2 protein-coding genes and 1 rRNA gene are annotated in these 4,600 nt (G+C 66.5%); all 3 read left to right on the top strand.

Features of this window, described 5'->3' with window-relative positions:
- The first annotated feature begins 2 nt into the window (after positions 1–2).
- The 3 genes from rrf to ACETK3_RS21160 all read left to right on the top strand — a co-directional run bounded on the left by rrf (position 3) and on the right by ACETK3_RS21160 (position 4,350).
- Positions 3–119: ribosomal RNA gene (rrf, locus tag ACETK3_RS21150) — 5S ribosomal RNA — on the top strand.
- A 94-nt stretch (positions 120–213) separates the two neighbouring features.
- Positions 214–1,224 carry a LacI family DNA-binding transcriptional regulator gene (locus ACETK3_RS21155; protein ID WP_236800189.1) on the top strand — a complete coding sequence of 337 codons (1,011 nt, stop codon included), beginning with the start codon at positions 214–216 and terminating at the stop codon, positions 1,222–1,224.
- A gap of 96 nt (positions 1,225–1,320) precedes the next feature.
- Positions 1,321–4,350 (top strand): glycoside hydrolase family 2 TIM barrel-domain containing protein, encoded by a 3,030-nt coding sequence (locus tag ACETK3_RS21160; protein WP_373993581.1) that lies wholly within the window; start codon positions 1,321–1,323, stop codon positions 4,348–4,350.
- Positions 4,351–4,600: the final 250 nt, after the last annotated feature.

Here is a 4,600-nt window from a genome sequence, read left to right on the forward strand (position 1 = left end):
GTTACGGCGGTCATAGCGTGGGGGAAACGCCCGGTCCCATTCCGAACCCGGAAGCTAAGACCCACAGCGCCGATGGTACTGCACCCGGGAGGGTGTGGGAGAGTAGGTCACCGCCGGAACAACTATTAACTGGTCGAGGCCCCAACCACACGGTTGGGGCCTCCCACATTTAACAACCAAAAAGGATACCGGGGACGCTTAGACTTACCGGTTATGACCCCCCGAAGTTCCGGCCCCGCGCCCAAGCGTGCCACCATCCTGGACGTGGCGGCGGCAGCAGGCGTGTCACGCCAAACCGTGACCCGAGCCATGAACGGTATGACAGGCATCAGCCAGGAGACCAGGGAACGGGTCCAGAAGCTCGCGGCAGAGCTGGGCTACACCCCCAGCCGCTTTGCAAAGGGACTGGTACAGGGTGCCCGGATCTCTGTCGGGCTCGCCATCCCCGATCTGACCAACCCTTATTTCCCTGCCTTTGCCTCCAGCGTGGTGGAGGCGGCCACCTCCCGCGGGTGGAATGTGGTGGTGGACGACTACGGCCACGGCAGCGGAAGCGCGGTGGACGCTGCCGCCCGGCTGGCACCCCAGGTGGACGCGCTGATTGGCTACCTCGCGCCCCATCCCGACGAAGCCCAGGACATCATGGGCCGCCGCCCCGTCGTCGCACTTGACTCGCCAAACGCGGGCACGGCCGGCGGAATTGCTTTTGATTTCCACCACGCAGCCCGGCTCGGACTCACGCACCTGGTGTCCCGGGGCTGCCGTAACATCGCCTTCCTGGACTCCGACCAGGGAGGCCCGCCCAGCAGCCGCAGCGCCGCCGCAGCAGCTGTGGCGGCTGACGCCGGCATGCAGCTCACCCGCCTCCAGGCCGCGCCATCCGCGGACGGGGCGAGGCTGGCCATAGCTGGCCTCGGACCGGCCGGCGGCGGATGGCCCGACGGCATTCTCGCTTTCAATGACCTCATGGCCGCAGGAGTGCTGAAGGCCCTGCAGGAAGCAGGCGTAGCTGTTCCCGGCGACTGTGCGGTCATGGGCATGGACGGAATACCGCTGGGCGAACTCTTGACGCCCGAGCTGACCACCCTGTCGCTGGACCTCCGCGCGGTGGGCCGGGCCGCCGTCGGACTTCTGGACGGGTTGCTGTTCGGCTCAATCCCGGAGCGCAGCCCTGCCGCATACCTGACCCTTCAGCACCAGCTGGTTCTCCGGCAATCCGCCTGACCCCTACTCAAATGACGCGCAAGACGATAAGCTCTTGCCGTGCCTGCGTGAACGTTCACGCATCGGCCCGTTCAACGTCCCCAGCAAGGAAACCACATGTCTGTGCACCTCCCCGCCGCGACCGCCGGCGTCCACTCCGGCAGGGCAACCGCAGGCGCTTCCCGCAACCTCGAGCTAGGCAGCGAGGACGTCGCCGAACTCGCCTCACTGGAACCAGGCCGGGGCAGCCTTCCCGCGCGGGCCTACCTGGCGTCGGATGCAGCGCGGGTCTCGCTGAACGGTGAGTGGCAGTTCCGGCTGAGCCCGGGAATCCGGACAGCCCCCAAAGACGGATGGCAGCAGGGAAAAGATCTGGATGGCTTCACCACCCTTCCCGTCCCATCCAGCTGGAACATGCACGGCCACGGGTCACCGGCCTACACCAACGTCCAGTTCCCGTTCCCGGTGGAACCGCCCCATGTGCCGGACGCCAACCCGATCGGTGACCACGTGGTGACCTTTCACGCAGGCCGGGAGTTCTTCCCGCATGCGCTCCTGCGGTTTGACGGCATCGACAATGCCGGAACCGTATGGCTGAACGGAGTGGAGCTTGGTACCACCCGGGGTAGCCGGCTGGCCCACGAGTTCGACGTCTCGGGGGTCCTTGTTGAAGGCACCAACACGTTGGCCGTGAGGGTGGCCCAGTTCTCCGCCGCAAGTTACGTGGAGGACCAGGACATGTGGTGGCTCCCGGGGATCTTCCGGGACGTGACACTCCAGGCCCGGCCGGCGGACGGCATCGATGACGTATTTGTCCACGCAGGCTATGACCCGGGCACTGGCGAAGGCGTGCTCCGCACTGAGGTGACCCGAGCCGGGCAGCCGGTTGACGCCGTCGTACGTGTTCCGGAACTTGGCCTTGAACTGCTGTCGGGCACCGAGCAGCGCATTCCCGCCGTGGAACCCTGGTCCGCGGAAGTCCCCCGCCTCTACGATGCAACGGCCAGCACGCCCGGCGAGACGGTTTCGCTGCAGCTGGGCTTCCGGAGCATCACCATCGAAGACGCCCAGTTCAAGGTGAACGGCCGCCGCATCCTGCTGCGCGGCGTGAACCGCCATGAGCACCATCCCCGGCTGGGCCGTGCCGTGCCCCGGGAGGTCATGGAATCGGAACTGCGGCTGATGAAACAGCACAACATCAATGCCATCCGGACTTCGCACTACCCGCCGCACCCCGATTTCCTGGCGCTGGCGGACCAGCTGGGTTTCTACGTGGTCCTTGAATGCGACCTCGAAACCCATGGCTTCCACAGTGCCGGGTGGGCGCAGAACCCCAGCGATGACCCGCGGTGGGAAGGTGCGCTGCTGGACCGGATGCAGCGGACGGTGGAGCGCGACAAGAACCACCCGTCCGTGATCATGTGGTCGCTGGGCAACGAGGCGGGCACCGGGCGGAACCTCGCGGCCATGTCCCGCTGGACCAAGGACAGGGACCCGTCCCGGCCCATCCACTACGAAGGCGACTGGTCCTCGCCCGATGTGGATGTCTACTCCCGGATGTATGCCAGCCAGGCCGAGACGGCGCTCATCGGCCAGGGCATCGAACCGCCGCTGGAGGACGCCGGACTCGACGCGCGCCGCCGCGCCATGCCGTTCGTGCTGTGCGAATACGTGCACGCCATGGGCAACGGGCCGGGCGGCATGAGCGAGTACCAAGAGCTGTTCGAAAAGTACCCGCGACTCATGGGCGGCTTCGTCTGGGAGTGGCTGGAGCACGGGATCACGGTGCCTTCTCCGGGAGGCGGTGAGCATTTCGCATACGGCGGGGACTTCGGCGAAGAGGTCCACGATGGAAACTTCGTCACCGACGGGCTGGTGGACGCCAACCGGAAACCCCGTCCTGGACTCCTGGACTTCAAGAAGGTGGTTGAACCGCTGCATATCGACGTCTCACCGTCCTGGACCGGCTTCACTGTCCGGAACGGGCAGGACTTCGCGGACACTTCAGCCTTCCGCTTCCAGTACAAGGTGGAGGCCGACGGCGTGACACAGCGTGAGGGAACGGTGGCCGTCGCGCCGCTGGCACCCCAGTCCCAGGCTGCTGTGGAGTTGCCGGCGGAGGTTGGAGAGTTAGCGGCGGGGCTGTCGGAGGACTCCGACGCCATACTCACTGTCAGTGCCGTGGTGGCCGCAGACACCGCCTGGGCCGGTGACGGCCACGAGATCGCCTGGGGGCAGGGGGCCCGCTTCGCTCCTCCGGGTGCGGGGGTGCCGGCGCGTGACTCCGTGGAGGTGGGCGACGAGGAGCTGCGGCTCGGCACTGCGGTATTCGACCGGGCCACGGGGATGCCCACCTCGATTGCCGGGCTGCCTGTTGAGAAACTTGCCTTGGTCCTGTGGTGGCCGCCGACCGACAACGACCTTGGGCGCGAATGGGGCGGCGCGGACCCCCGCCCGCTTGCCACCCAATGGCAGGACGCAGGACTCCACCGGTTGCACCCCCGCCTGCTGGGAATCAGTGCGGAGTCAACGGACGACGGCGGTGAGCACCTTCGCGTGAGCACGCGCGTCGCCGCGGCGGACAAGCAGTTTGGGGTACTGGTGGACTACCTGTGGACCAGCAGTGACGGTTCGCTGGCACTCCGGACGCAGGTCAAACCTGTAGGGGACTGGGTCAACGCGGGCTTCGACGTCGAGTGGGCCCGGATCGGGCTGGAGCTCATTCTGGGGGCGGAGATAGGCTCTGTGGGATGGCTGGGCCAAGGTCCGCATCAGAGTTACCCGGACACCGGCCAGGGCGCACGTCTGGGATGGTTCGAATCGACTCCCGCCGGCCTGGATGTTGACTACGTCCGCCCCCAAGAGTCGGGCGCCCGGTCCGGCGTGCGGTCCGCCGTCCTGCAGACCGGGGGTAGGCAGCTGCGACTTTCCGGCGAGCCGTTTGCCCTGACCGTTCGGCCCTATGGCCTGGACGTGCTTGCCGCTGCGAACCACAGGCCGGACCTCGCGCCGGACGGCCGCACTTACATTTACTTGGACCATGCCTTGAGGGGCGTGGGGACCGCGGCCTGTGGACCCGGGGTGCTGGAGCCCTACCGACTGAAGCCGCGGGAGGCTGACTTCGAGGTAGTCCTGCGCGTGGAGTAAGAAACCCGTCCGGATGTGACCCACTCCATAGAAGCCGTTCTCCTGCTCTGTTCGCATGCCAGGCCTGGTGTTTGCCGCCGGAAACCCCGCCATTCCGGGGTTTTCGGCGGTACCTTGGGCTCTTTCTACCCGATTTGCGGTGGGGGTTGTGTGGGGGTATTGTTTTCTGAGTCGCCGCCGCTGAAGCGGAAAGATAGCGGCCAACCCCCCTTTTTTGAACGGCCTGGAAATGGTTCGCTTTTGTGGCGTG

Origin of the sequence: Arthrobacter sp. E44 (assembly GCF_041877125.1) — a bacterium.
Taxonomy (GTDB): Bacteria; Actinomycetota; Actinomycetes; order Actinomycetales; family Micrococcaceae; genus Arthrobacter.